Annotated in this window: 31 protein-coding genes; 20 read left to right on the top strand and 11 right to left on the bottom strand. The window is 36.2% G+C overall.

Annotation, left to right across the window (positions count from 1 at the left end):
- The first annotated feature begins 80 nt into the window (after nucleotides 1–80).
- Together C7H19_RS20965 and C7H19_RS20960 are read left to right on the top strand one after the other, a co-directional pair.
- Nucleotides 81–1,166 (top strand): ABC transporter ATP-binding protein, encoded by a 1,086-nt coding sequence (locus tag C7H19_RS20965; RefSeq protein ID WP_106458872.1) that lies wholly within the window; start codon nucleotides 81–83, stop codon nucleotides 1,164–1,166.
- 164 nt (nucleotides 1,167–1,330) lie between these two features.
- Nucleotides 1,331–1,624 (top strand): hypothetical protein, encoded by a 294-nt coding sequence (locus C7H19_RS20960; protein WP_106458871.1) that lies wholly within the window; start codon nucleotides 1,331–1,333, stop codon nucleotides 1,622–1,624.
- Here C7H19_RS20960 and hrcA read toward each other — a convergent pair.
- On the bottom strand, nucleotides 1,611–2,693 hold the full coding sequence (hrcA, locus tag C7H19_RS20955; protein ID WP_106458870.1) for a heat-inducible transcriptional repressor HrcA: 1,083 nt from the start codon (nucleotides 2,691–2,693) through the stop codon (nucleotides 1,611–1,613). The genes C7H19_RS20960 and hrcA overlap by 14 nt on opposite strands.
- A 94-nt stretch (nucleotides 2,694–2,787) precedes the next feature.
- Entirely contained in the window at nucleotides 2,788–3,132 is a 345-nt protein-coding gene (locus C7H19_RS20950; protein WP_106458869.1) for a rhodanese-like domain-containing protein, read from the bottom strand.
- Between the two features lie 116 nt (nucleotides 3,133–3,248).
- Between C7H19_RS20950 and C7H19_RS20945 the strand changes: the two genes are divergently transcribed.
- On the top strand, nucleotides 3,249–4,937 hold the full coding sequence (locus C7H19_RS20945) for a DUF3352 domain-containing protein (RefSeq protein WP_106458868.1): 1,689 nt from the start codon (nucleotides 3,249–3,251) through the stop codon (nucleotides 4,935–4,937).
- Here C7H19_RS20945 and C7H19_RS20940 read toward each other — a convergent pair whose 3' ends face one another.
- Nucleotides 4,938–5,096 (bottom strand): DUF2256 domain-containing protein, encoded by a 159-nt coding sequence (locus C7H19_RS20940; protein ID WP_106458867.1) that lies wholly within the window; start codon nucleotides 5,094–5,096, stop codon nucleotides 4,938–4,940.
- Nucleotides 5,097–5,110: 14 nt separating this feature from the next.
- On the opposite strand from C7H19_RS20940, the gene C7H19_RS20935 reads away from it, so the two are divergent.
- The 5 genes from C7H19_RS20935 to phnE all read left to right on the top strand — a co-directional run bounded on the left by C7H19_RS20935 (nucleotide 5,111) and on the right by phnE (nucleotide 9,763).
- The gene (locus C7H19_RS20935; RefSeq protein ID WP_106458866.1) at nucleotides 5,111–5,899 is read left to right on the top strand and encodes an RNA methyltransferase; all 789 of its coding nucleotides are present in this window, start codon (nucleotides 5,111–5,113) and stop codon (nucleotides 5,897–5,899) included.
- Between the two features lie 16 nt (nucleotides 5,900–5,915).
- A complete protein-coding gene (locus C7H19_RS20930; RefSeq protein ID WP_245927688.1) occupies nucleotides 5,916–7,088 on the top strand; it encodes a serine hydrolase in 1,173 nt (390 codons plus the stop codon).
- 180 nt (nucleotides 7,089–7,268) lie between these two features.
- On the top strand, nucleotides 7,269–8,246 hold the full coding sequence (locus C7H19_RS20925) for a phosphate/phosphite/phosphonate ABC transporter substrate-binding protein (RefSeq protein ID WP_106458864.1): 978 nt from the start codon (nucleotides 7,269–7,271) through the stop codon (nucleotides 8,244–8,246).
- Between the two features lie 33 nt (nucleotides 8,247–8,279).
- Nucleotides 8,280–8,996 (top strand): phosphonate ABC transporter ATP-binding protein, encoded by a 717-nt coding sequence (locus tag C7H19_RS20920; protein WP_106458863.1) that lies wholly within the window; start codon nucleotides 8,280–8,282, stop codon nucleotides 8,994–8,996.
- Nucleotides 8,990–9,763 (top strand): phosphonate ABC transporter, permease protein PhnE, encoded by a 774-nt coding sequence (gene phnE, locus C7H19_RS20915; RefSeq protein ID WP_106458862.1) that lies wholly within the window; start codon nucleotides 8,990–8,992, stop codon nucleotides 9,761–9,763. The genes C7H19_RS20920 and phnE overlap by 7 nt, the downstream gene beginning before the upstream one ends.
- Nucleotides 9,764–9,783: 20 nt before the next feature.
- Here the strand turns inward: phnE and C7H19_RS20910 are convergent, their stop codons facing one another.
- A complete protein-coding gene (locus C7H19_RS20910) occupies nucleotides 9,784–10,182 on the bottom strand; it encodes a hypothetical protein (RefSeq protein WP_106458861.1) in 399 nt (132 codons plus the stop codon).
- Nucleotides 10,183–10,329: 147 nt separating this feature from the next.
- Between C7H19_RS20910 and C7H19_RS20905 the strand changes: the two genes are divergently transcribed.
- Nucleotides 10,330–10,776 (top strand): hypothetical protein, encoded by a 447-nt coding sequence (locus C7H19_RS20905; RefSeq protein WP_219907705.1) that lies wholly within the window; start codon nucleotides 10,330–10,332, stop codon nucleotides 10,774–10,776.
- Nucleotides 10,777–10,807: 31 nt separating this feature from the next.
- Here C7H19_RS20905 and C7H19_RS20900 read toward each other — a convergent pair whose 3' ends face one another.
- The 6 genes from C7H19_RS20900 to C7H19_RS20875 all read right to left on the bottom strand — a co-directional run bounded on the left by C7H19_RS20900 (nucleotide 10,808) and on the right by C7H19_RS20875 (nucleotide 14,993).
- Entirely contained in the window at nucleotides 10,808–11,185 is a 378-nt protein-coding gene (locus C7H19_RS20900) for a hypothetical protein (RefSeq protein ID WP_106458859.1), read from the bottom strand.
- Between the two features lie 114 nt (nucleotides 11,186–11,299).
- Complete coding sequence (locus C7H19_RS20895; protein ID WP_106458858.1) at nucleotides 11,300–11,878, bottom strand: hypothetical protein; 579 nt, start codon at nucleotides 11,876–11,878, stop codon at nucleotides 11,300–11,302.
- On the bottom strand, nucleotides 11,842–12,543 hold the full coding sequence (pyrF, locus tag C7H19_RS20890; RefSeq protein ID WP_106458857.1) for an orotidine-5'-phosphate decarboxylase: 702 nt from the start codon (nucleotides 12,541–12,543) through the stop codon (nucleotides 11,842–11,844). Before pyrF ends, C7H19_RS20895 begins: the two co-directional genes overlap by 37 nt.
- 70 nt (nucleotides 12,544–12,613) lie before the next feature.
- Nucleotides 12,614–13,948, bottom strand: a complete 1,335-nt coding sequence (gene ctpB, locus C7H19_RS20885) for a carboxyl-terminal processing protease CtpB (protein WP_106458856.1) — start codon at nucleotides 13,946–13,948, stop codon at nucleotides 12,614–12,616.
- A gap of 120 nt (nucleotides 13,949–14,068) precedes the next feature.
- On the bottom strand, nucleotides 14,069–14,527 hold the full coding sequence (locus C7H19_RS20880; RefSeq protein WP_106458855.1) for an NUDIX hydrolase: 459 nt from the start codon (nucleotides 14,525–14,527) through the stop codon (nucleotides 14,069–14,071).
- Nucleotides 14,490–14,993 (bottom strand): DNA-binding protein, encoded by a 504-nt coding sequence (locus tag C7H19_RS20875; protein ID WP_425428920.1) that lies wholly within the window; start codon nucleotides 14,991–14,993, stop codon nucleotides 14,490–14,492. Before C7H19_RS20875 ends, C7H19_RS20880 begins: the two co-directional genes overlap by 38 nt.
- Before the next feature lie 139 nt (nucleotides 14,994–15,132).
- Between C7H19_RS20875 and folD the strand changes: the two genes are divergently transcribed.
- A complete protein-coding gene (gene folD / locus C7H19_RS20870) occupies nucleotides 15,133–16,011 on the top strand; it encodes a bifunctional methylenetetrahydrofolate dehydrogenase/methenyltetrahydrofolate cyclohydrolase FolD (RefSeq protein WP_106458853.1) in 879 nt (292 codons plus the stop codon).
- On the opposite strand, the gene rsmI is transcribed toward folD, so the two are convergent.
- Nucleotides 16,008–16,853: a 16S rRNA (cytidine(1402)-2'-O)-methyltransferase gene (rsmI, locus tag C7H19_RS20865; RefSeq protein WP_106458852.1), complete on the bottom strand. Its 846-nt coding sequence runs from the start codon at nucleotides 16,851–16,853 to the stop codon at nucleotides 16,008–16,010. The two genes, folD and rsmI, sit on opposite strands and share 4 nt — an antisense overlap.
- Nucleotides 16,854–16,867: 14 nt before the next feature.
- Between rsmI and C7H19_RS20860 the strand changes: the two genes are divergently transcribed.
- The 10 genes from C7H19_RS20860 (at nucleotide 16,868) to C7H19_RS20815 (ending at nucleotide 24,428) form a co-directional block, all read left to right on the top strand.
- Nucleotides 16,868–17,722: a sugar kinase gene (locus C7H19_RS20860; RefSeq protein ID WP_106458851.1), complete on the top strand. Its 855-nt coding sequence runs from the start codon at nucleotides 16,868–16,870 to the stop codon at nucleotides 17,720–17,722.
- 188 nt (nucleotides 17,723–17,910) lie between these two features.
- Nucleotides 17,911–19,956 (top strand): type I restriction-modification system subunit M, encoded by a 2,046-nt coding sequence (locus C7H19_RS20855; protein WP_106458850.1) that lies wholly within the window; start codon nucleotides 17,911–17,913, stop codon nucleotides 19,954–19,956.
- Between the two features lie 4 nt (nucleotides 19,957–19,960).
- Complete coding sequence (locus C7H19_RS20850; protein ID WP_106458849.1) at nucleotides 19,961–20,830, top strand: DUF4351 domain-containing protein; 870 nt, start codon at nucleotides 19,961–19,963, stop codon at nucleotides 20,828–20,830.
- A gap of 18 nt (nucleotides 20,831–20,848) precedes the next feature.
- Nucleotides 20,849–21,103 (top strand): hypothetical protein, encoded by a 255-nt coding sequence (locus C7H19_RS20845; protein ID WP_106458848.1) that lies wholly within the window; start codon nucleotides 20,849–20,851, stop codon nucleotides 21,101–21,103.
- Entirely contained in the window at nucleotides 21,100–21,513 is a 414-nt protein-coding gene (locus C7H19_RS20840; protein WP_106458847.1) for a putative toxin-antitoxin system toxin component, PIN family, read from the top strand. Before C7H19_RS20845 ends, C7H19_RS20840 begins: the two co-directional genes overlap by 4 nt.
- Nucleotides 21,514–21,653: 140 nt before the next feature.
- Complete coding sequence (locus C7H19_RS20835) at nucleotides 21,654–21,890, top strand: hypothetical protein (RefSeq protein ID WP_106458846.1); 237 nt, start codon at nucleotides 21,654–21,656, stop codon at nucleotides 21,888–21,890.
- Nucleotides 21,887–22,291 carry a type II toxin-antitoxin system tRNA(fMet)-specific endonuclease VapC gene (gene vapC, locus C7H19_RS20830; protein ID WP_106458845.1) on the top strand — a complete coding sequence of 135 codons (405 nt, stop codon included), beginning with the start codon at nucleotides 21,887–21,889 and terminating at the stop codon, nucleotides 22,289–22,291. The genes C7H19_RS20835 and vapC overlap by 4 nt, the downstream gene beginning before the upstream one ends.
- Nucleotides 22,288–23,562 (top strand): restriction endonuclease subunit S, encoded by a 1,275-nt coding sequence (locus C7H19_RS20825; RefSeq protein WP_106458844.1) that lies wholly within the window; start codon nucleotides 22,288–22,290, stop codon nucleotides 23,560–23,562. Before vapC ends, C7H19_RS20825 begins: the two co-directional genes overlap by 4 nt.
- 72 nt (nucleotides 23,563–23,634) lie before the next feature.
- The gene (locus C7H19_RS20820) at nucleotides 23,635–23,895 is read left to right on the top strand and encodes a hypothetical protein (protein ID WP_106458843.1); all 261 of its coding nucleotides are present in this window, start codon (nucleotides 23,635–23,637) and stop codon (nucleotides 23,893–23,895) included.
- A gap of 260 nt (nucleotides 23,896–24,155) precedes the next feature.
- Nucleotides 24,156–24,428, top strand: a complete 273-nt coding sequence (locus C7H19_RS20815; RefSeq protein ID WP_106458842.1) for a PIN domain-containing protein — start codon at nucleotides 24,156–24,158, stop codon at nucleotides 24,426–24,428.
- Nucleotides 24,429–24,468 lie beyond the last annotated feature (40 nt).

Below are 24,468 nucleotides of genomic sequence, written 5' to 3'. Positions count from 1 at the left end.
CAACGAATCCGTCAATTTTAGTTAGTATCTTTATAGAAAAATTTGACGGGGGTATTCACCCGACATTCTAGATAAATTGTATGGCTAAAGTTTCCCTAAATCAGATTACCCGTGAATTTGGTTCAGTAATAGCAGTTTCCGACATTACTTTTGAAATTCCTGATGGCGAATTTTGGGTATTAGTTGGGCCGTCAGGATGCGGAAAATCGACGATTCTACGAATGATTGCGGGTTTAGAATCAATAACAAAGGGAGAAATTTATATTGGGAATACGTTAGTAAATTTAATTCCTCCTAGACAAAGAGATGTTGCGATGGTTTTCCAAAACTATGCGCTTTATCCTCACATGACTATCGCACAAAATTTGTCTTTTGGGTTACGAATGCGAAAAGTCGATCCCGTCACTCAAAATAGACGAGTAGAAAGCGTGGCACGTTCCCTTAATATTGAGCATTTATTACAACGTAAACCCAAACAATTATCAGGAGGACAACAACAAAGAGTAGCTTTAGGACGTGCTATGATTAGAGAGCCTAAAGCATTCTTATTAGATGAACCTTTATCTAATTTAGACGCTCAATTAAGGGATGAAACGAGAGCTTTTTTAAAACAATTACATGGGCAATTAGGAATTACGACTATTTATGTCACTCATGATCAAGTTGAAGCGATGACTTTAGCAGATAAAATCGTGATTCTTGATGAAGGAAAAATTCAACAAATAGGGACACCACAGACGATCTACCATCGTCCTATAAATCGAATGGTTGCTACATTTATCGGTAGCCCAACTATGAATATTTTACCAGCTATTTACAGTCAGGACAATCTATCTATACAAGGACAATTGATTACTCTTTCGGAATTTATTAAAAAGCAAATATCTTTCACAGAGTCTAGTCGGTTTGAAGTGGGAATACGTCCTGAGAATATTAGTCTTTCGTCTTCTTTTAAAGAAGGACAATTTTTAGCTATTGTAGAAGCGATCGAACCTTTAGGACGCGATAATTTAGTTAGAGTTGTTTTACCTAATTCCGAGATAAAATTAAACTTATATACACCGTTTTCTTGGACTGGTAAATTAGGTGATCGTTTAAGAATTTATTGGAGTTTAGATCATCTTTTTATATTTGATTCATTTACGGGTAAAACACTTTATCCTTAATTTTTTTTAAAATAATGACTTAAATCAGTTGAGTTGGAAAACCAAACCCCTACATTGTTGCAATAATTCAACGGGTTTTTAAACCATGTAAAATGAAACAATAAATATACATTTTATCGGCATATTATTGATATAATATAAAACGAAAATTATTAATATTTAACATGAAAGCTTATCTTAGAGAAGATATATTATATATAAAAAATGAAGACATACCGAACTATAAAAAAGGCGGTTCAGTAGTGCGTAATAGCTATTTTTGGGCTTTAAAATCAATTGCTTGTTTTTCTAATCGTGAAAGAGACTGGGAATTTGATCAAGAAATTTGGCTCGCTTTAGCAAGAATGTTACTTTTTTTTAGTCAATCAGGATATTTAGGATATTCTGAAACAATGCTAGAATTTGATTCAGATTCAATTATTCCCGACGATTTAAGATCTGTTTCTACGCGGTTATGAAATCACTCAACGCTTCTGTGAGATAATCGGCTGTAGTCTCAACTAATGAAATTGTATTTTCGTACAACATTCGAGTTGGTCCAATAATTCCGACACTTCCAACTGGATATTCACCCTGTCGATAAACCGCAGAAACTAAAGTACAAATACGCATTGATTTTAAAGGATTTTCTGAACCAATTCTGACATTGACTTTCTTACTTAATGTCTCACTTTCGGAATATTCGCAAATAAGCGGAATAAGTTGATCTTGTTGTTGTTCTAATAAATGTAACAACATTTGAACTTGTTGTAAGTGAGAAAATTCTGGATGACGTAAAACTTCTGAAACACCGTGCATAATAATAGAAGGAGTTTGCTCAACTTGTAATCGTTGACTAATTTCTTGGACTAAATTTTTAATAAAATTCTTATATTGAAGAAATTCTTGATCAATTCTACTCCAATCTAAATTAACTAATTCGGAAACTGAATAACCTTTGAGTTGATGGTTCAAGAAATTTGATAAAATATTCAATTCAGCTAATACTTCTGTCTCATCATCTAAGATTGTTGCAGGAATATCCATTAATACAGATTGTGTTTGATAACCATCCGTCACAATAATTAACATCATCTGTTTTGACGACACTTGAACCAACTGTAAATGTTTTAACTTATTGCTTGCAGTCTGCGGTAAGGTAATAATCGCAATGTAGCCGCTAATATTCGCTAAAATTTGGGTGGCTCTTTGCAAAAGCGTGTCAAAATGCCAAGATTCTCGCTTTAATTGATGTAACAAATTCTGTTCAACTTGTTTACTGATTGTCTCATCAGGACTCATCAATTCATCAACATAAATACGATAGCCTGAGTCAGACGGGACACGTCCAGAGGAGGTATGAGGTTGATAGAGAAAACCTTCTTTTTCTAATTGACCTAATACATTCCGAATAGTGGCTGAACTCACCCTAAAATTATAACCTTCTACTAGGGTTTTTGAACCAACAGGCTCGGCAGTTGCTATATAGTGCTTGACAGTTGCTTTTAAAATTTTTTGATAACGTTCATTAAGGTTGGATTTTGGCATGGCTTTTAAAAACAAGGGTTTTAACTTAATCTAAAGATAGTATAAAATTTTTGTTAGTATAACCTTACCATTCAACAAAAAGCCAGTCAGAGATTTAATATCGAGGAACACTGGTATCGACTAACAATGAATAAGCATCGATCCCACCCGATATATTTTTAACATTTGTAAAACCTTGAGCTTGTAGCCATTGGCACATCTGAGCCGAACGTATACCATGATGACAGAGGACTAAAGTTTCTGCGCCCTGGTTCAACTGAGTGGTAATATTTTGTGACCATTGTTCATACTCACTCAAGGGAAATACCAAAAAACCAGGAATACTAGCGATCGCAACTTCTTGCGGTTCTCGTACATCAATTAACTGAAGATTAGGATCTTGTTCTGCCATACGGAGTCCTAATGCTTCGACACTGATCTGAGTAATATACTGATTCATAATAATTAATTTATCGCAATGAGGTTAACAAATTTAACTTCTTGTTTGATCGAGTTAATTTTAGAAGCCTAGAATAGTTTCTAGCATATACCCACATCAATCAACAAAAAAGACTTGTGAAGCTTCGATCATTTTTTATCGCTTTAGGAATAGCTGTCGCTGTGTTATTACTGCTGAGTGCGACAACTCTTTCTTGGATCTTAGGGGAAAGTTCTTTAAGTTTGTTCAAAGGGGGTGTTACAAGAGAACCGATCGCCTCACTTTTTGTTTCCCGACAAGCACCTGTGATGATATCGTTGTTGGTTAACCCAGAACGATTAGAATCTTTTAGCCAGTATATCGCCTCTGTTGCTAATCGTAGACGATCGCGCCAAGAATTAAAAGACCTCGAAAAAACACTTTTAGCCAACACTGGACTAAACTACGATCAGGAAATCAAACCTTGGTTAGGTGAAGAAATTACCCTTGCTGTCACCTCACTCGACTATAATCATAATCCAACAGATGGCGTACAACCGGGATATTTACTTGCTGTAGCGACAAAAGATCCCCAACTCGCTAAAGAATTTCTCCAAGTATCTTATTCTAAAAAAGCGATCGCCGGCACATCCGATTTAGTCTTCAATGAATACAAAGGTATTAATATAGTAGACCAACGTTCCAGCAAAACAATTGTAAGTCGAAACTTTACGTCAAGTGCAGTGGTTGGTAATTTTGTATTATTTGCCAACGAAGCCAAAATATTACGCAATGCTATCAATAATGCCCAAGTTCCGGATCTTAATTTAAAAAATTCTCCCACCTATCAAGACTCACTAAAAACCATATCAGATCCCCGTATCGGAGTCGTTTACGCGAACCTTCCCGCATTGTCTGCATGGATCGGTAATTTGCCCGTTCCTGAAACTCCAGAAGCCCTACAAACCCTTTCTGTTGCCCTGAGCATCAAATCAGAAGGAATCGTCGCTCAAACCGCCCTCATTGGCGTTACAGGTGAAGAAAATCAGCCGCCCGCACTATCGGAGTTAGTCAGTGCATTAGGGTATGTTCCTGCTAATAGTATGTTAGCCGCCGCCGGAACTAACTTAGATCAATTGTGGCAGCAAGTAGAAACGGGTTTAGACGAAGATAGCCCATTACAACAGCTTTTTAAGGAGCTTTTAAACCGCTTCCAAGAGCCTTTAGGTTTGAATTTACCAAAAGATGTTTTTAGCTGGGTCAAAGGCGAATATAGTTTAGCGCTTGTGCCTTCTTTTAGGGGGGGTCAACCCGATTTAGTCTTTATTGCCGAACGAATGCCGGATGTAGAAATTGCTCCAGCTATTGCCCATTTAGATGAATTAGCGGTTAATCAAGGTTATAGTGTGATTGATCTGCCGATACAAAATACTAAGGTAAAAGTATGGACGAAATTAATCAAGAATTCTGATCCACAAAACTTAGCGCTTCTCAATGCGATCGTTAAAGGGGTTCACGCTACGATAACACAAGGCAATCAATACGAAATTTTTACATCATCTGTTGCAGCAATGGAGAAAATCTTATCAGATAAACAAACAATTATGGATAGTCGTAAGTTTCAACAGGCTATTTCTGCTTTACCGACTGATAATGATGGTTACTTTTATATTGATTGGAATGAAATTCAACCCTTGCTAGAACAGAAATTACCTATCGTTAAAGTCGCCGAATTTGCTGTTAAACCCTTTTTCAAAAATTTACGTTCTTTAACACTGAGTAGTCAAGGTAGCGAAAATGGAGTGCGTCGGGCGACTGTATTTCTAAATTTGGGTGTTAGAAAATAATTAATCTTCACCCGTTTGAGAGCGACGACGACGACATCGCTCAGAACAATATTTTACCTCATCCCAACAATTCGCCCATTTTTTGCGCCAAGTAAAAGGAAGTCCACACACGGGACAAATTTTAGTTGGTAAATCAGACTTAGAGCGTTGACGTGCCATATTACAAGATTAAAATGAACACTAATAGACTTGACAAAATTCGCATCGTGTTGGTTGAACCTGCTGGGCCATTAAATGTGGGTTCTATTGCTAGAGTAATGAAAAACATGGGGTTACAGCATTTAGTCATCGTTAACCCACAGTGTGATCCTTTGAGTGAACCCGCGAGGATAATGGCAGTACATGGCGTAGATATTTTAGAATCAGCCCAACAAGTTAATAGTTTGCCAGAAGCGTTGATTGGATGTCAAAGAGCGATCGCAACTACCGCCCGTACTCGTCATTTATCGACTCCTTTGGAATCCCCTAAAACTATTCTGCCCAAATTGCTGCAAGAAAATCTACCATCTGCACTAATTTTTGGGCCAGAAGATCGAGGCTTAAGTAATACTGAACTCAATTACGCTCAATGGTTTTTGCGTATTCCCTCAAATCCTAATTATCCTTCTCTTAATTTAGCGCAATCTGTGGCCGTCTGTGCTTATGAACTTTATCACACAGCATCAGCACCCATAAAACCAAGTGAAGAGACAGAAATACAAAATATAGCTACACTGGATATGCTAGAAGGCTATTATCAACATTTAGAGCGTGTTTTGTTGCAAATGGGCTATCTTTATCCTCATACGACAACAGCGAGGATGGAAAAATTTCGCCAAGTATATAACCGTGCCTCACTAACACCCGAAGAATTAGCATTATTACGAGGAATTCTCGGACATACTGAATGGTTATTGCAACATTTACCGCCGATTTCTAGTCTCAAAAGCAATAAAAAGCCCTCTGATTCAGAACAACCCTAATTAATCTTTTCTATTCATGATGCGTAAGAAAAACCCGACGGCACGACTGGTTACTAAAACAAAAACATTTTCGGTTCAACCTCGTAAAATTCAACCTTCTTTTTCTAATAAAACGTCTCTTCAAAAAAGCCAGTTAAATAGTAAAAAACGAATTCCTTCGCCAGTAATTTTACTTGTTACTTATTTACTTCGTCTATTGATTTTGGGCGGAGGTTTAGCCGCGATCGCTGGAACTTTATTAACGGTTTTTGATCCAACTAAGTTAGTATCTCCTCAAAACAATACAGCCTCTAAAAATGTGCAAAAAAGTACAGTGATTCAGCCTATTGAATCTTCAATTACGCACGATATATTACTAAAACAAGAATTAGTCCCACTTAAACAAAAAATTGAAAAGATTGCTGCTAAATATCCAAAATTACAATTAGGAACTTTTGTTGTTGATTTGGATAATGGAGCTTATGTTAATTTATCTGGGGATAGTATTTTCGCGGCGGCAAGTACAATTAAAATACCAATTTTAGTAGCTTTCTTACAAGATGTTGATGCGAAGAAAATATATTTAGATGAATCTTTAGTAATGGATAAAAATGTCATCGCTACAGGTTCAGGTAATATGCAGTATCTCAAACCAGATCAGAAATTTACTGCACTTGAAACAGCAACTAAAATGATTACTATTAGCGATAACACGGCGACTAATATGATAATTCGTCGGCTAGGAGGCAAAGAAGTTTTAAATCAAAGATTTCTAGAATGGGGACTTCAACAAACAGTTATTAATAATATATTGCCAGATTTAGAAGGAACAAATACAACAAGTTCTAAAGATTTAGTTTATATTTTAAATCGAGTGAATCAAGGAGATTTACTGTCGATAAAAATGCGCGATCGCCTGATTGAGATTATGCAAGGAACAATGACTAAAACCCTTTTGCCAGCAGGTTTAGAAAAAAGCGCGATGATTGCTCACAAAACAGGAGATATTGGCACAACTTTAGGAGATGCTGGCATAATTGATATGCCTAATGGAAAACGCTATTTAATGTCGATAATGGTTAAGCGCCCTCACAATGATGAAAATGGTAGAAAATTGATTCAAGAAGTTTCACGTGTCGTTTATCAACATTTAAAATGGTCTACACCTCATCCCATTACTCAAGCTAAACCAGAGCCGAAAAAAATTTAGACCGTCCTCTCTTCGTAATGAGATCGAGAACATAGCTCATTTAAGAACAAATATACTATAAAAATAGCGATCGCAAATTTGAAGTGTTTACCTGAATCCGACTGACTCATCTCATTTAAGGACAAACGCTCAATTATAATGTATATTAAAGAATTGTTGATTATCTTTTGCAAGAAGTAAATGTTATATAAACTATTAGTAGGGGTAGCATCCCTGTCCTTATTAGTGTCTGCTGGACTGAGCTTAAATTCAATTAATAATAAGATTAATCCGGCTTTTGCTGAAACTGATGATATTTCTCAAAAAGAAAAACTGGTTGCACAAGCACCGAACAATCGTATTGTTATTGTTTTTGCGACCCGTCGAGATGCTACAGATTTAGATAAAAAAGCACAAGCTGTTACTGATTTTCTTTCTAAACAAACAGGTTTAAAAGTAGAAGCAGTTGTGGCCGATGAAACAGCAGCCATCGAAGCATTACGCTCAAACCGTGCCGATGTAGCCTTTTTGGGAGGTCGTGGCGCAATCAAAGCAGAACAGCTTACTGGTGCAAGAATGTATTTAGCTGAAATTCGCTCTGATTATTCTGGAGGGAAAACCTATCGCTCAGTTTTAGTGGTTAGAAAAGATAGCAAGTTAGAAACCGAAAACAATGTCAAAAAAACACTGAGACAGCTAAAAGGCAAAAAAATCGCTTTTGCTTCTCGCACTTCTGGTTCAGGCTATATTATACCAACTAGCGAATTTGTCGGACAAGGTATGATTAAAAGCCCTGATGACTATGGCAAATTCTTTAGCCAAGTCATATATGGAGATGGTTATAGTAGTGCATTACAAGCAGTATTAAGAGGGCAAGTTGATGTCGCGGCTGTTTCTGAATATGCGTTAAACCCCCCTTGGATCACTGCCGAAGAAGCTAAACAATTAAAAGTAATTTTAGGAATTCCTGGTGTTCCTGCTCATGGTATTGTGATTGATAATGATGTTCCTGCAGCAACAAGAGAAAAATTAATTAATGCGCTTTTAGCGTTAAATGAACCGAAAAATAAAGCAATGTTTACGACTCTTTATAACTCTACCCAACTGGTGCGAGTTGATCATGATCAGCATTTAGCACCGATGAAAACCGCTTTACAAAGAGCAAAAATTGACCCGTAATTGAGTTGTTTTTGTTTTTTGCCGTCATATAATATGATTGAATGCCACGATATTTATAGTAATTACAATACGTCTTTGAGTCGTCCGATTCTCAATGGGATAACCTTGAAAATTAATCAGGGTGAATGTGTGGCACTCTTAGGACTTAATGGTGCAGGAAAGTCTAGTCTATTAAAAGCAATGGTGGGACTTTTACCATTACAAAAAGGGGAAATCTACATTAATAATTTAGTGATGACTCAAAAGACTCTTAATCGTGTGCGTCGTCAAATTGGTATGATTTGGCAAGGGGGAGGTTTGATCCCCCAACTCTCTGCATTAGATAATGTTCTTTGTGGTAAGTTGGGAACTGTGTCTAGTTGGTCTTCTTTATGGGGATTTTCGGCAAACGATCGCATCACAGCACAATCTTTATTAAGACAGTTGGGATTAGAACAACACGAAAAGCAAAAAGTGAGTAAACTGAGTGGTGGACAACAACAACGAGTAGCGATCGCACGTGCTTTAATGGAATCACCTAAAATTCTTTTCGCAGATGAACCCACATCAGGATTAGATTTAGTCGCCACTCAACAGATGATGAATATTATTACAGATCTCCGCAAACAAGGAATGACGATAGTTTTAGTACTACACGATTTAGCGATGGCTAGTGAATATACTGATCGTTCAATTATTCTCGATAAAGGCCGTGTAATTTATGATGGCAAAAGTGAAAATATACAGCATCAATTTGCACATCTATGTTAAAAAAATCTCAATCTTATCTACCTTCATTACTGCTCGGTTTATTATTGATTGGTGTATATATATGGGCATGGCAAGGCTTAAAAGTTGATCTAAATACTATAAAAGATGGTGGAAAATATATAGCGGTCTTTTTAAGTGATTTTTTTCCCCCTAATTGGCAAGTTTTACCCTTAGCGTTAGAAGCATTGCTAGAAACGATTCAAATGTCAATTATTGGAACAACGATCGGTGCATTTCTTTCTCTACCCATAGCAATTATTAGCGCACATAATTTATCGCCCTATGGCTTACAATTTTTGGGCAATCTCATACAAAATACTTTACGCTCAATTCCTTCAATTATTCTCGCTTTAATTTTTGTCTCAGCAATTGGTTTAGGTGCGACTGCGGGAACTTTTGCTCTAGGAATCTATAGTATTGGCTATTTGGCTAAGTTTTATCAAGAGGCGATCGAATCAGTAGAAGCTAATTCTTTACAAGCTTTAGAGGTAACGGGTGCATCTTGGTTACAAATTGCTCAATATGGGATTCTTCCTCAGATCTTACCATTGGCTTTGGGTTATACACTGTATATGTTTGAATATAATATCCGTGCTGCTTCTATTTTAGGCGTTGTGGGTGCGGGTGGTATTGGTTTTGAATTAGTCAGCTATATTAATGGATTTGAACGTACAAAAGCTTCTACTTTTATGATAGTTATGTTAGTGGTTGTGACTACAATTGATTGGGGAAGTTCTAAATTAAGACAAAAACTAGCCGATCGTTAAAGGCAATTTTTAGGATTTGCTTAAGGATTTGGGAAAAATACAACTTTTCCAATAATTCCTAATAATCCTGTTACTAAAACTCCAACGATACCTAAGAAACCTAGGGTAAATGTATTAATACGAGCATTGACCTGCTCAAATTGTTTGTCAACTTGCTCAAATCGCTTGTTAACCTGCTCAAATTGTTTGTCAACCTGCTCAAATCGTTTATCAACCTGCTCAAATCGCTTGTCAACCTGCTCAAATCGTTGATCAATCTGTAACTGAAGATCATTAAAACGTTGATCAATTTGGTCAAAGCGTTGATCTATCGATTTAAAACGTTCATCGGTTCTAGCTATGTGTACATCTAATTTCTTATCTATACCTAAAATTAAATCTTTTAATTCTTTAAGGTCTGAGTCGGTTACTGTTGACATTTGCGCTCACTCCTATTAATTAAAGGTCTTTTGGCTAAATTATTACGCTATCAAGTCAGTTTTGGTATAATTTTAACAAAGAAACTCGTTGCCTTCAACAACATTTTTTAATAAGCGTAAAATATTTCTTTTAAATAAAATATGTTCTTGTACACTCAGCTTTTAACTCTAGAACAAGATTCTAAAGTTATTAATCTATTACATTTTCCCAAAACTCCTTTATTGCCAACCGTATTTAAGCTTAGGTCGAGATTGTGGTCTAAAGGTCGTACTTTTGTCACAACTCCAAAAGATATTAGTCAATTAATCAATAACCTTTCAAAAAATAAATTTAATGAAGTCAAAGTTATTTATAATTTTGCTCCTGATAATATTCTATCAATAGATATTACCATTCATAAAATTACAAATATTTTAACGCTGGCTCCTTCTAATTCTCTTTGGGAACCTACAGGAACATATAAAGCTCTAAAAAAAACTGATGAATCGCTCCGTGCTAGTTTTGAATCTCAAGAAATTTTTGTGAAGCGAAACAATTCAATTTATCCTAATTTATTAGAAATATTTATAGAATTTGAGCTTGGATTAAACTAGCCGATCATTAAAGGCAATTTTTATGATTCTTTTAAGGATTTGGGAAAAATACAACTTTTCCAATAATTCCTAATAATCCTGTTACTAAAACTCCAACGATACCTAAGAAACCTAGGGTAAATGTATTAATACGAGCATTGACCGACTCAAATTGTTTGTCAACTTGCTCAAATCGCTTGTTAACCTGCTCAAATTGTTTGTCAACTTGCTCAAATCGCTTGTCAACCTGCTCAAATCGTTGATCTATTTGTAACTGAAGATCGTTAAAACGTTGATCAATTTGGTCAAAGCGTTGATCTATCGATTTAAAACGTTCATCGGTTCTAGCTATTTGTACATCTAATTTCTTATCTATACCTAAAATTAAATCTTTTAATTCTTTAAGGTCTGAGTCGGATACTGTTGACATTTGCGCTCACTCCTATTAGTTAAAAGTTTTTCAGTATCCCAAAGTTCGTACTAATTATATTATGGGTTTAATAGTATTATGATTGATGAACGCGTAGGGATTTGGTCTTACAAGTCACTTTTCTAAATTAGCTCCAGTTTTTAATACTCCAGCTTCACAATCTCTAAGCCATAATTGAACAGCTTGACCGATTACACCATTTGTTGTATCTATGGGGGGTAATGGTGGATCATTGGGTTGAGTCGGTTCTAAGGATGCTAATTGAGATAAACTCATGACTAACCGCCATCCTTTTTCAGTTGGCACTAAAAATAACCAATTGTAGTTATGAAATCTGACTAATTTATTATTGCTATATTGCCGTTCAAATGTTGTAAAAAAAACTTGCGGTTTAACTTCAGAAAAAATAGCTTGATATTGACTGGGACTTTGACGTAAAGGAAGGGGTTGAGTTTCACCTTGTCCAGATACAATAACATAGGTTTGAACGAATGAGCCTAAATCGGTTTTTTTGGAGCGATGCAAAACTCTATTAGCATAACTTGGTAAATCTTGCAAGAGTAATTGAGATAATTTTTCTGTATCTGTGGGACAAGTGGAGGTTGTTGGGAGGGCGCTTACTGTTAAATTCACCCCCAATAGACCCAAGAATCCGATTAAACTGTAGCTAACTCGTCGCAGATTTTTGACCATGCTTGTAGCGGATTTTCTGCCGCCGTAATGGGACGACCGATCACTAAATAGTTAGCCCCTGCTTGAATTGCTTGTTTTGGAGTCATGACCCGTTTTTGATCCCCAGATTCTGCCCAAGTTGGCCGTACACCAGGACAAACGAGCAAGAAATCATCACCACAAATTTGTCTTAGTTGGCTAACTTCGTGGGGAGAACACACGGCCCCATCAATGCCAGATTCTTTGGCTAGAATCGCCATTTGTAAGGCATACTCTGGCAATTCTAAGGGTATTTTTAGATCAAAGGCTAACTCTCGTGAGTTTATACTGGTAAGGACAGTAATAGCAAGTAATTTAGTTGAACTATTAGCCGTAGTAATTGCTTCTTTAGATGCTTGTAGGGCGTGACGACCTGCTGTCGCATGGATGGTGAGTAAATCAACTTGATAGGAAGCAACGGAACGACAAGCCCCCGCCATTGTATTTGGGATATCGTGTAGTTTCAGGTCTAAAAAGATTTGTTTTCCTTGATCTTTAAGGATTTGCAGAATTGAAGGTCCAACACTGGTAAATAGTTCGAGACCCACTTTCCAAAAACTTACTTGAGGCAGTTGCTCGACTAATGCGATCGCCGCTTCTGTACTGTTAACATCTAAGGGTACAATAATTCTTTCTTCTGGATTCATTAAAAAAGAGTTAGGAGTTACACACTGACTATTTTATTTTCTTTTCAGGATAACTCCAAAGAAATCTTTTTTATTCAGGACGAATCGTTAAAGGTTTGGGAATTTCTGGGGGTTTGATCTGAGCAGATGGATGAGTTTGCAATACTGAGATCGCACGTTTGTATTGTGGATCGGCACTTGTTCCCACTAAATCAGGATTATTTCTTAACTGAAGTTTTTGTTCAGTTGTGAGACCAATTTGTACATCTGGTTTGATGCCTTTTTTACTAATATTTTCGCCATTGGGGGGAAAATAACGTGCAATGGTTACAGCTAACCCAGAACCATCAGAAAGAGAATGGACAGATTGAACGGTTGCTTTACCATAGGTTGGCATTCCGACAAGGGTTGCTCGTCCGTTTTCTTTTAATGCTCCTGCTAAAATTTCACTAGCACTGGCTGATCCTTCATTGACTAGAAGAACCAAGGGAAGCTCAGTTATAGCGGTTCCATTAGCTTGATAATGACGATCGCCACCACGCCGATCAATTGTACTAACGATTTCGCCAGACTTCATCCACATCCGAGCAATATCAACACTAGCAAAAAGTAACCCACCTGGATTTCCTCGCAAATCTAAGACAAAACCTGATACATTTTTTTGACTAAGGTCTTCTATAGCGAGTTTCATTTGTTCGGCTGCATGAGAACTAAACTCATCAAGACGAATGTAACCGACTTTAATCTGTGCTTCTTCTTTAATAGAATAGCTGACTGAGGGAATTTCGAGTTGAGCGCGAGTCAGTGTTACTTCAAAAATCCCTTTACTTTTACGAGATATTTGTAAATTAACATCGGTCCCGACTTCGCCTTCCATTTCCTTAATAGCTTGTTCGAGTGTCATCAAAGCGGTTGGTTTACCATTAATTCTGATCACGCGATCGCCTTGTTGAACGCCGCCAGCTAATGCGGGAGAATTTTTGAGTGCTTCAATAACAATTAAATCTTTAGTGCGTTTATCAACTGCTAGACGTACCCCCACCCCGGATAATTCCCCAGATGTTTGAGTCGTTAAAGCGGTAAATTCTTCGGGTTCTAGAAAACGAGTATAAGGATCACCTATTTCTTTTAGAGCTTCTCTAATTGCTAAATAAGCTTGTTTGCGGTTAGCATAGTTACGGCTTAAAAGTTCTTGTCGTTTACGTTGCCAGTCAACATGATGAAAACTGCGATCAACAAATTCATTATTTACCAGTTGCCAAACTTCATCAATGACGGCTTTAGGACTATTTTCTAGAGTGTCGTCTTTTGAGGTGGCATTTGTTGCCATTACCGGAGTTAAAAAAGACGTTACAGCTAAGGTTGTAATGCTACTGCCTAAGAAGATATGTTGACCAACAGACAGGGAATGCCGAGACTGTTTCATAAGAAAAAATAGTTGGGGTTGAGCGTTGAAACTGTTAAGAATCAGCCAGCTTTTATAGTGCGACTATACACCAGACTTAAAGTAATTCTGGGGTGTTATGAAATTGGCTAGTACTTTCCACTATAATTCTAACTTTAAAAAATCGAGTAATATTTGTTGATGAATTTTTCCTAAAGGTCTAGATTGCTGAATTTTGCTAGAGTAAGCATAACCTTGCTGAATGTCTTCTGGGGTTAGCAACGCCAGATCTTGACCTTCTTGGAGATTAAGTTCTGTTAAAGCGACTGTCAAAGGTATATAAAAAATATGACGTGTCACATTTTCATCAGCATAACAAGACATTTTCTGAGACTGTGAAACTTTGTAGTTAATTTCTTCGATTAACTCTCGTTTTAAGCCTTCTTCTGGGGTTTCCCCTAGTTCTAAATGACCGCCAAATAGACCCCAATGACCGGGATAGGCAATATGAGGAAAATCGTCTCGTAGCTGCATTAGAAGATGACCATCTTGCTGAATAATGGCTAATGCAACTTCTAGATGATTATTTGTGTTGCTGTTTATGGGGAAGGAAGAGATCATCTGTCGGATCGGGTATGGGTTGAGGTAAGACAGCAGGAGGTTTAATTGGGATCGCGGTTGGTTTTGGCGTAGTGGTGGGTTGAGTTGGGGGCGTTGGTGTAGCAGGAGTTTGGGCATTTTGTTCCAGTTGCTCCAATTCTACGACATAAAATTCGCCTAACTCTTGGTTTCCTACGGCAATACTTTGATAATCAAGTTTTCCTTTAATTATCACTTCTTTACCAGAAGTAGGGGGTTTTTTTTCTGTGCGAATCCAAATCATACCCGTTTTATCTTGCACTTGATAGGCATTACTATTTAAAAATGGTGCAGATCCTTTAACAATTCCTTTGATGTAAACGATCGTACCCCGTTTTTGTTTGGTCAGATCGTTGACGCTATTTAGAGGAGGATCACCCAGATAAGGAACAGCGATACCTAGTTCAGCTAAGGTACTACAACCTATTAATCCTCCGATTAACAACAATATACAACTGTGCCTAACGAGGCTACTTTTGATTACCATGAGCGTTAAGTACAACAAAACATGACATCTTGAGATATCATAGCCAACAATTTATCTAGAATTGATTAAGATCATTTTTGTTCTCTCGTTTTACTTTAGAATGTCTGTTGCTACTGCTAAAATTCTAGATGGAAAAGCCCTAGCTCAAAAGATTCAAAACAATCTTAAAGCCCAAATCCCAACTTTACAAGAACAGATCGGACGATCGCCAGGACTTGCAGTATTAATGGTTGGTGATAACCCCGCAAGTGCCGCTTATGTTCGCAATAAAGAGAAAGCTTGTATAAATGTCGGTATGGCTTCTTTTGGTCGTCATTTTCCCACCGAAACAACCCAAACTGAGTTAGAATCGGTTATCCATGAACTCAACCAAGACAGTCGAGTTGATGGAATTCTCGTTCAACTTCCTTTACCTAAACATTTAGATGCGGTTAGTTTACTTCATCAAATTGATCCCGATAAAGATGCTGATGGTTTACATCCAACGAATTTGGGTAAGTTAGTCCGAGGTGAAATGGGTTTACGCAGTTGTACACCCGCCGGAGTGATGGAACTGCTCAAAGAGTATAATATTTCTGTTCAAGGTAAACATTCTGTTGTTATTGGACGAAGTATTCTAGTCGGCAAACCTCTAGCTTTGATGTTACTCGAAGAAAACGCGACCGTTACTGTTGCTCATTCTCGAACGATAGATTTAGCTAGTATGACTCGTCAAGCTGATATTCTGATCCCTGCTGTTGGTAAACCTAATCTCATTACAAAAGATATGGTTAAACCTGGGGCTATTGTAATTGATGTGGGAATTAATCGAGTCGTTGATGAAGTTACACCAAAAGGTCGTTTAGTGGGTGATGTCGCTTATGATGAAGTTGCCCAAGTTGCTGAATATATTACCCCAGTTCCAGGCGGTGTGGGTCCAATGACAGTAGCGATGTTATTACAAAATACTTTTTTAAGTTATAAAAAAAAGGTAACTTAATCCTCGATTTCTAAGGCAAGTTGATAGATTTGACGACGGGATAAACTGCTAGTTTCTGCTAGATGACGACTTGCTTGCGATCGCGTCATTCCCTGAGTCATTAATTTTTGTAATTCGATTTTTAATTGTGATTCTGATAAGTCTGGAGTATCGGAAAAATTAGCCCCCGCTACAACTAATGTGTATTCTCCTTTCGGTTGCTGTGAAGGGGAATAAAGAGCGATCGCATCTTTAATCGTTCCTCGCCATATTTCTTCGTAAAGTTTTGTTAACTCTCTAGCTAAAACAATCATTCGACTTTCGCCAAAATAGGTTTTAAAGTCTTGTAAAGTTTCTTCAAGACGATGGGGTGCTTCATAAAAAATGAGAGTACGAGATTCTAATTTTAGTGTATCGAGTCGATCAAGTCGTTCTTTAGTTTTAGTTGGTAAAAACCCTTCAAAACAGAATCTTTCCGTGGATAAACCAGATACAGCTAATGCGGTAACGGCTGCGGTGACACCGGGAATGGGAATGACTAAAATCTGATGCTCATGACAAGCTTTGACCAAATCATAACCAGGATCGGAAATTCCTGGCATTCCTGCATCAGTCACTAAAGCGATATTTTTTCCTTGTTGGAGAGTGGAAAGTAAATCTGCGGAGCGCTCAAAACGATTATGTTGATGATAGCTAATCGCTGGCGTGGTAATTTCAAAGTGTTGTAATAACTTACCCGTGTGACGTGTATCTTCAGCAGCTATTAAATCAACATTTTTCAGAATACGAACCGCCCTAAACGTCATATCTTCCAAATTGCCGATCGGTGTTCCGACTAGATAAAGTATACCCTGTTGCCCCATTTTAAATTCAACCCATGAAAGGATTATTTATTGGTTTAACCACTATAGACCTAATTTATCTTACGTCCGAACTTCCACAAACTAATCAAAAAATTGTCGCTCTTGATCAAACAATAGCAGCAGGTGGGCCAGCAACCAACGCGGCGGTTACATTTAGTTATCTCAATAATCAAGCCACTGTAGTAGGTATTCTTGGTAAACATCCTCTGAGTCAGCTTATTTTGAGTGATTTAGATGCTTGTTTAATAAATTTTGTTGATTTACTACCCCAACGTATAGAAAGCCCTGCTGTGTCTTCTATCTTTGTTTTAGAGAAGACTGGGGAACGTAGCGTTATTTCGGTGAATGCACGTTACGCACAAGCGACACCCGAACAATTACCCAAGGATATTTTACAGGGAATTGATTTAGTATTAATCGATGGTCATCAGATGGCGGTGAGTTATGCGATCGCTTCTCAAGCTAAAATAGCAGGTATTCCTATTGTGGTTGATGGTGGAAGTTGGAAAACAGGATTTAATCAAGTTCTACCATTAGCAGATTATGTGATATGTTCGGCTAATTTTTATCCTCCTCAATGTCGAACTCAAGCGGATGTTTTTCAGTATTTATCTAGTCTAAGTATTCCTTTTATAGCCATTACTCAAGGAAATCAACCTATTTTGTTACAAATTGAGGGAAAATTAGAGGAAATTAAGATTAATCCGATTCAAGCGGTTGATACACTAGGTGCAGGTGATATTTTACACGGGGCATTTTGTCATTATATTTTGGAAACACAGAATTTTGCAGAAGCGTTAGAAAGTGCGTCGAAAATTGCGGCCAAATCTTGTCAATATTTTGGGACAAGAAATTGGATGACTGAATGAGCAAGATAGGATTTTGGGAAAACTAATTTTATAATGACTCAGGTACAGTTAAGCCATATTCTTTTAAAGCATCACTAATCAATAAAAGCACGTCTGTACAAATTAAATGTAGGGGTTTGGTCTCCAAACCCAGTGTTTATAGGGATTTGGGATAAAATAGTTTATTTATCAAGTAAGAGAGTGAATTAATGAACAATTTTGGTGAAAAAGTTAGCTTTATTTGGTCAGTTGCGGATTTAATTCGGGATACATTTAAACGGGGAAAATATCAAGATATCATTCTTCCCTTTACTGTACTGCGTCGATTAGATTGTGTCTTGGAACCAACTAAAGCAGTAGTTTTAGAAACATACCTTCAATATAAAGACCAATTAGATAACCCCCATAATCTTCTCTGCAAAAAATCGGGATTTGCTTTTTATAATCACTCTCGCTATGATTTCGGTAAGTTGTTAGATGACCCGAATAACCTTGCTGCTAACCTGAAACTCTACATCAACAGTTTTAGTAGTAATATGCGGGAAGTTCTAGAAAAGTTCGATTTTCCCAACACCATCGATAAGCTAAACAATGCTAACCTGTTATTTTTGGTGATGGAGAGGTTTAAAAATATCGACCTTCATCCTGACAAAGTATCTAACCTAGAGATGGGTTATATTTTTGAAGAACTGATACGAAAATTTAATGAAGCACTAGACGAAAATCCTGGGGAACACTTCACCCCTAGAGAAGTAATTAGTCTGATGGTGAGTTTATTACTATCGCAGGATCAAGCTACACTATCTCAAGCTTACATCACCCGTACCATTTATGATCCTTGTTGTGGTAGCGGAGGAATGATTACAACCGCTAAAGACAGGATATTAGAACTAAATCCAAATGCAAATGTATTTTTATTCGGTCAAGAAGTCAATCCCGAAACCTTTGCGGTGTGTAAGTCTGATTTGTATATGAAGAGTATCGATGGTAAGGACGCTGAAAATATTAAGTTTGGTAGTACCTTATCTAATGACCAACATAGTGATAAAACCTTTGATTATTTATTAGCTAATCCTCCCTATGGGAAAGACTGGAAACGCGATGAAGCAAGCGTAAAACAAGAAGCAGAAAAAGCAGGAAGTCGATTTAGCGCAGGTTTACCCCGTATTAGTGACGGACAATTATTATTTCTGCAACAGATGTTAGGAAGAATCAAACCTGTAACAGATGGTGGAAGTCGAGTAGCAATCGTTATGAATGGTTCTCCTTTGTTTACGGGGGATGCAGGAAGCGGAGAAAGTGAGATTAGACGATGGATTTTAGAAAATGATTGGTTAGAAACAATTATCGCGTTACCTGAGCAATTATTTTACAATACAGGGATTGCGACTTATATTTGGATACTGACGAATAATAAAACAGCACAGAAAAAAGGGAAAGTACAGTTAATTAATGCTTCCCAATTTTGGACACCCATGCGGAAAAGTTTGGGAGATAAGCGACGAGAAATTAGTACAAAACAGATTGAAGAGATAACTAAGATTTTCCAGCAGTTTGAAACTGTAGAGACGGAAGATATGACCTCTGTAAGCAGGATTTTTGAGAGTACGGATTTTGGTTATCGTAAGATTACGGTAGAACGTCCATTACGGTTAAATTTTCAAGCAACTTCAGAAAGAATTGACCGAGTGAAAGAGCAAACGGCTTTTATTAATCTAGCAGTTAGTAAAAAAAAAGCAACTCAGATAAAAGAAATAGAAGAACAAGCAGGAAGAGAACAACAAAAGTTAATTCTATCGGTTTTGAGTGGGTTAACGGATGAATTATACAAAGACCGAACCGAGTTTGAGAAGTTGTTAAAGAAAGCATTTAAAGCAGAGGGAATTAAGGTTAGTGCTACAGTTCATAAAGCGATATTAACGGGATTATCAGAACGGGATGAAACCGCAGAGATTTGTCTGGATAGTGAGGGAAATCCCGAACCTGATACAAGTTTGAGAGATACTGAAAATGTCCCGTTAAAGCAGGATGTTTATGAGTATTTCGAGAAAGAAGTTAAACCTCATGTCCCCGATGCTTGGATTAATGAAAGTGTTAGAGATGAAAAAGATAACGGAGTAGGAAAAGTGGGATATGAAATTAACTTTAATCGCTACTTTTATAAGTATGTGCCACCCCGTTCCTTAGAAGAGATAGAAGCTGATATCAAACAGGTTGAAGCAGATATATTAGAAATGTTAAAGGATATGATTTAGAAAAATGAGTTATGACAGTATATTAAAGTTTGTAGTAGAAACTTATCCCCATACTTTTGTTAAATGGTTGCTAAATGTAGAGACAGAAAATGTAACTTTACTTCAAGCAGAATTAAATGTAGAACCAATCCGCGCTGATGGATTATTTTTTATGCAAGTTGCCGAAACTATTTTGCATTTAGAATTCCAAACCTTACCTAAATCGACTCCCCCTTTACCGTTACGAATGTTAGATTATTGGGTGAGATTATATCGCCAGTATAATTGTTTAATTGAACAGGTGGTTATTTTTTTGAAACCAACTACAACAGAAGCGGTATTTATTGATTATTTTCGAGAACAAAATACAACTCATCTTTATCGAATAATTAGAATTTGGGAGTTAGAGAGTGAGTCATTGATAAAAATACCTGGATTATTACCCCTAGCAGTGTTAGCAAAGGGAGAAAGTTCAGAAAGAATTTTACAGCAAGTAGCAGAAGCAATCAATATAATCGAAGATAGGAGAGAAAAAAGTAATGTATCTGCTTGCGTACAATTGTTAGCGGGTTTGAAATTTGACCAAAATCTCATTAATTTATATTTAAGTGAGGAACTTATGCAGGAATCGGTTATTTACAACAGTATTTTAGAAAAAGGGCTACAAAAAGGCTTTCAACAGGGAATGCAACAAGGAGTACAACAGGGAATACAACAAGGAGAAGTTAATTTACTGTTACGACAACTTAAGCGACGATTTCCCGATTTAACAGAAGCGGTAGAGGAAAGAATTAAACAGTTATCTATCGAACAGATTGAAGCTTTATCGGATGCTTTTTTTGAGTTTCAAGAAACAGCAGATTTAGTTCAGTGGTTAGATAGAGTTTTTTCGTAATTATTTTAGGTAAGAACAATGCAACAAATTACTTTACGTTCTCGTGTTGGTGAAGATGGAATATTACATTTAGATATTCCTGTCGGTATGAAAGAAACTGATTTAGAGGTAACAGTTATGGTTAAATATATCAATCAAAATGACCGTTCTAAGAATCAGTTATTGCAAGAGTTGAAAGAACTTTTTAAAGAAACTCAGGCTTTACACTTAGATAATCCTTTAACAGAAGCAGATATTCAAGCTGAAATTGATGCTTATAGACGAGGAGAATGAAAATAGTTATCGATACTAATGTTTTAGTTTCTGCTGCTGTAGCAAATAGAAATCCAGAAGCAATTATTCTGTTTGTAACTTCTCAAATAGATTATCAATGGCTGGTTTCAGAAGAAATATTAAGAGAATACAAAGAAGTATTAAGTAGAAAACGTTTAAAATTAAATGAAGACAAAAAGCAAAGATGGTTTTTTGTGTTAGATACTTTTACGACTTGGGTAGATATTAGACTGGTTATAGATTTTCCGAGAGATAGAAAAGATGCTAAGTTTTTAGCTTGTGCTGTGGAGACTCAAGCAGACTATCTGATTACTGGGGATAAAGATTTTGATGAAATTAAAAGCTTGGGTAATACAAAAATTATTTCTGTGTCTTTATTTAAAAATTTGGTAATTGATAGAAATGAATAATTAGTATATATCTGTATAATGTAAGAAATTAAAGTTATATTAAAAAGGAAAAAATTAGAATTTATGAGAATGAATGACTAAAAAAAATAAGTTTTTTACGGGTGTATAATTATTAATACTAAATTTTAGAGGTGACAAAAATGCAACAAATTACTTTACGTTCTCATGTTGGTCAAGATGGAATATTACATCTAGATATTCCGTCAGAATATAAAGGGGTTGAAGTTGATATTACTGTAACAATTAAAACCGTTACAGAAGATTTTAGTCAATTAGAATGGCATGAGTTTCTTAACAAAACTGCTGGTTCTATAAATGATGAAAGTTTTATCAGACATCCTCAAGGAGAATACGAAGTTAGGGAGTCATTAGAATGAGATATTTATTAGATAGCAATACTTGTATTATTTATTTAAAATATTCTAATTCTACAATCAGAAATCGCTTAGACAGTTTATTATCTAATGATGTTGCTGTTTGCTCTGTCGTCAAAGCCGAGTTATTTTATGGTGCTATTAAGAGTAGAAAAGTAGCTGAAAATTTACAAGCTCAAAATAACTTTTTTAGTAAGTTTGTCTCGTTTCCTTTTAATGACCAAGCAGCTATAATTTATGGCAATATCCGTACTCAGTTAGCAATTAGAGGAACTCCCATCGGCCCATATGATTTACAAATTGCCTCTATTGCTATAGCTAATAATCTTATATTAGTCACTCATAATATAAGAGAGTTTAGTAGGATTGAGGGGTTAAGTTATGAAGATTGGGAGGAAGAATGATGGATGATTTTAAGCAATGGAAACAATACCCAAAATATAAAGATTCAGGGGTTAAGTGGTTGGGGATGATTCCTGAACATTGGGAGGTTAAAAGATTAAAATTTATCTCTAATATTATTATGGGACAATCTCCTAATTCTGATGACTATAGTTATGAAGAAGGTGTTCCGTTTCTTCAAGGAAATGCAGAATTTGGTGAGCAATATCCCCAAGCTAAAATTTATTGCTCTACTGCTAATAAATATGCGAATAAAGGTAATATTTTGTTATCAGTTCGTGCGCCTGTTGGAGCTTTAAATATAGCTAATCAAAAGTATGGAATTGGTCGAGGTTTATGCGCTATTAAAAATTGTGAAACATTAATTAATAAAGATTTTGCTTGGTATTTATTAAATGTAATAAAAATAGGATTAAGTTTTTTAAGTACTGGCAGCACTTATGAGGCTGTAACTGTTGACGATGTATCAAATCTTGTTAGCGTAATTCCATCCCTCACCGAACAAAAAAAAATCGCACAATTTCTCGGCAAAGAAACTGCAAAAATCGACAATCTAATTAATAAAAAACAACATTTAATCGAACTCCTGCAAGAAAAACGTACAGCAATCATTAGTCATGCAGTTACTAAAGGTCTTAACCCAGATGTACCGATGAAGTATTCAGGGGTTGAGTGGTTGGGGATGATTCCTGAACATTGGGAGGTTAAAAGATTAAAATTTATCTCTAATATTATTATGGGACAATCTCCTAATTCTGATGACTATAGTTATGAAGAAGGTGTTCCGTTTCTTCAAGGAAATGCAGAATTTGGTGAGCAATATCCCCAAGCTAAAATTTATTGCTCTACTGCTAATAAATATGCGAATAAAGGTAATATTTTGTTATCAGTTCGTGCGCCTGTTGGAGCTTTAAATATAGCTAATCAAAAGTATGGAATTGGTCGAGGTTTATGCGCTATTAAAAATTGTGAAACATTAATTAATAAAGATTTTGCTTGGTATTTATTAAATGTAATAAAAATAGGATTAAGTTTTTTAAGTACTGGCAGCACTTATGAGGCTGTAACTGTTGACGATGTATCAAATCTTGTTAGTGTAATTCCTCCTCTCACCGAACAACAAAAAATCGCCGAATACCTCGACATCCAAACCCAAAAAATAGACACACTCATTAACAAAACACAAACCAGCATCGAATACTTAAAAGAATACCGTACCGCTTTAATATCTGCCGCCGTAACAGGTAAAATTGATGTTAGGGAGGAGATATAATAAAAATGCCAGCTAGAGATATTTATCATAATGCTGAATTTACTTTTGCTATTAATTAGAAACACTCTAACTATGAATACAAACACTGACCAAACTGCTTTAAATTTCGAGCAGTTTTTAAAATTAGTTAAAAAACTTTCTAACTCAGAAAAAGTGCAACTTCATCAAGAATTAGGACAAGAAATAGTTAGTCACAATTTATTAGAGTCTAGCGAAAATACAAACACAGATAAACCCTTACTTTTTTATCAAGATAATGTCTTAGTCTTTGAAGCTGAATCTATAGAAAATTCTGAAGTAATTAATACGCCAGAGATTAAAATCCCTGTCTGATAGCTGAAGTCCATTAAAATGGACTAAAACTCTGACTTCGGAGTCGGTTTGAACAAGGGGCTGTCTGGGCGACCTGCGCGCCCAGCTTGTAAGCTCCGCCGACTTTAGCTGTGAGCCGTGAAATTAATTTCACGGTAGTTTATTGGACTAACATTCTAACAGAATTGATTTTTTAACTTTCATAAACCGACTAACTTTTATGGCATTCAAGTCCATTAAAATGGACTTTAGCTGTGAGACAGTGAATTCATTCACTGGCTATGCTTCCTCTCAAACCGCTTATTTTTCCTGCCATAGCGAAACAGTTAATAGAGCAAAATTTACAATTATTTATGGTTATTCCTCTTACGGCTGTCGATTATAATGAAGTTATTCAACGTATGGTAACTAAAAATATAATTGGTGGTGGGATTTATGATGCTTTAATTGCTCAAATTGTTTTGAAAGAAGAAATTAGTTATTTACTGACACTTAATGCTAATCACTTTACTCGATTAGGTGAAGAGATTGCAGCTAAAGTTAAAATTCCTTAATATTTTTAATTGGGAAATATTATAGAAATAAATAAATTTA

Origin of the sequence: Aphanothece hegewaldii CCALA 016, from assembly GCF_003007785.1 — a bacterium.
In the GTDB taxonomy this organism is placed as follows: domain Bacteria; phylum Cyanobacteriota; class Cyanobacteriia; order Cyanobacteriales; family Microcystaceae; genus Chroococcus; species Chroococcus hegewaldii.
The sequence above is the reverse complement of the archived record's forward strand: the minus strand, read 5'-3'. Positions and strand labels throughout refer to the sequence as shown.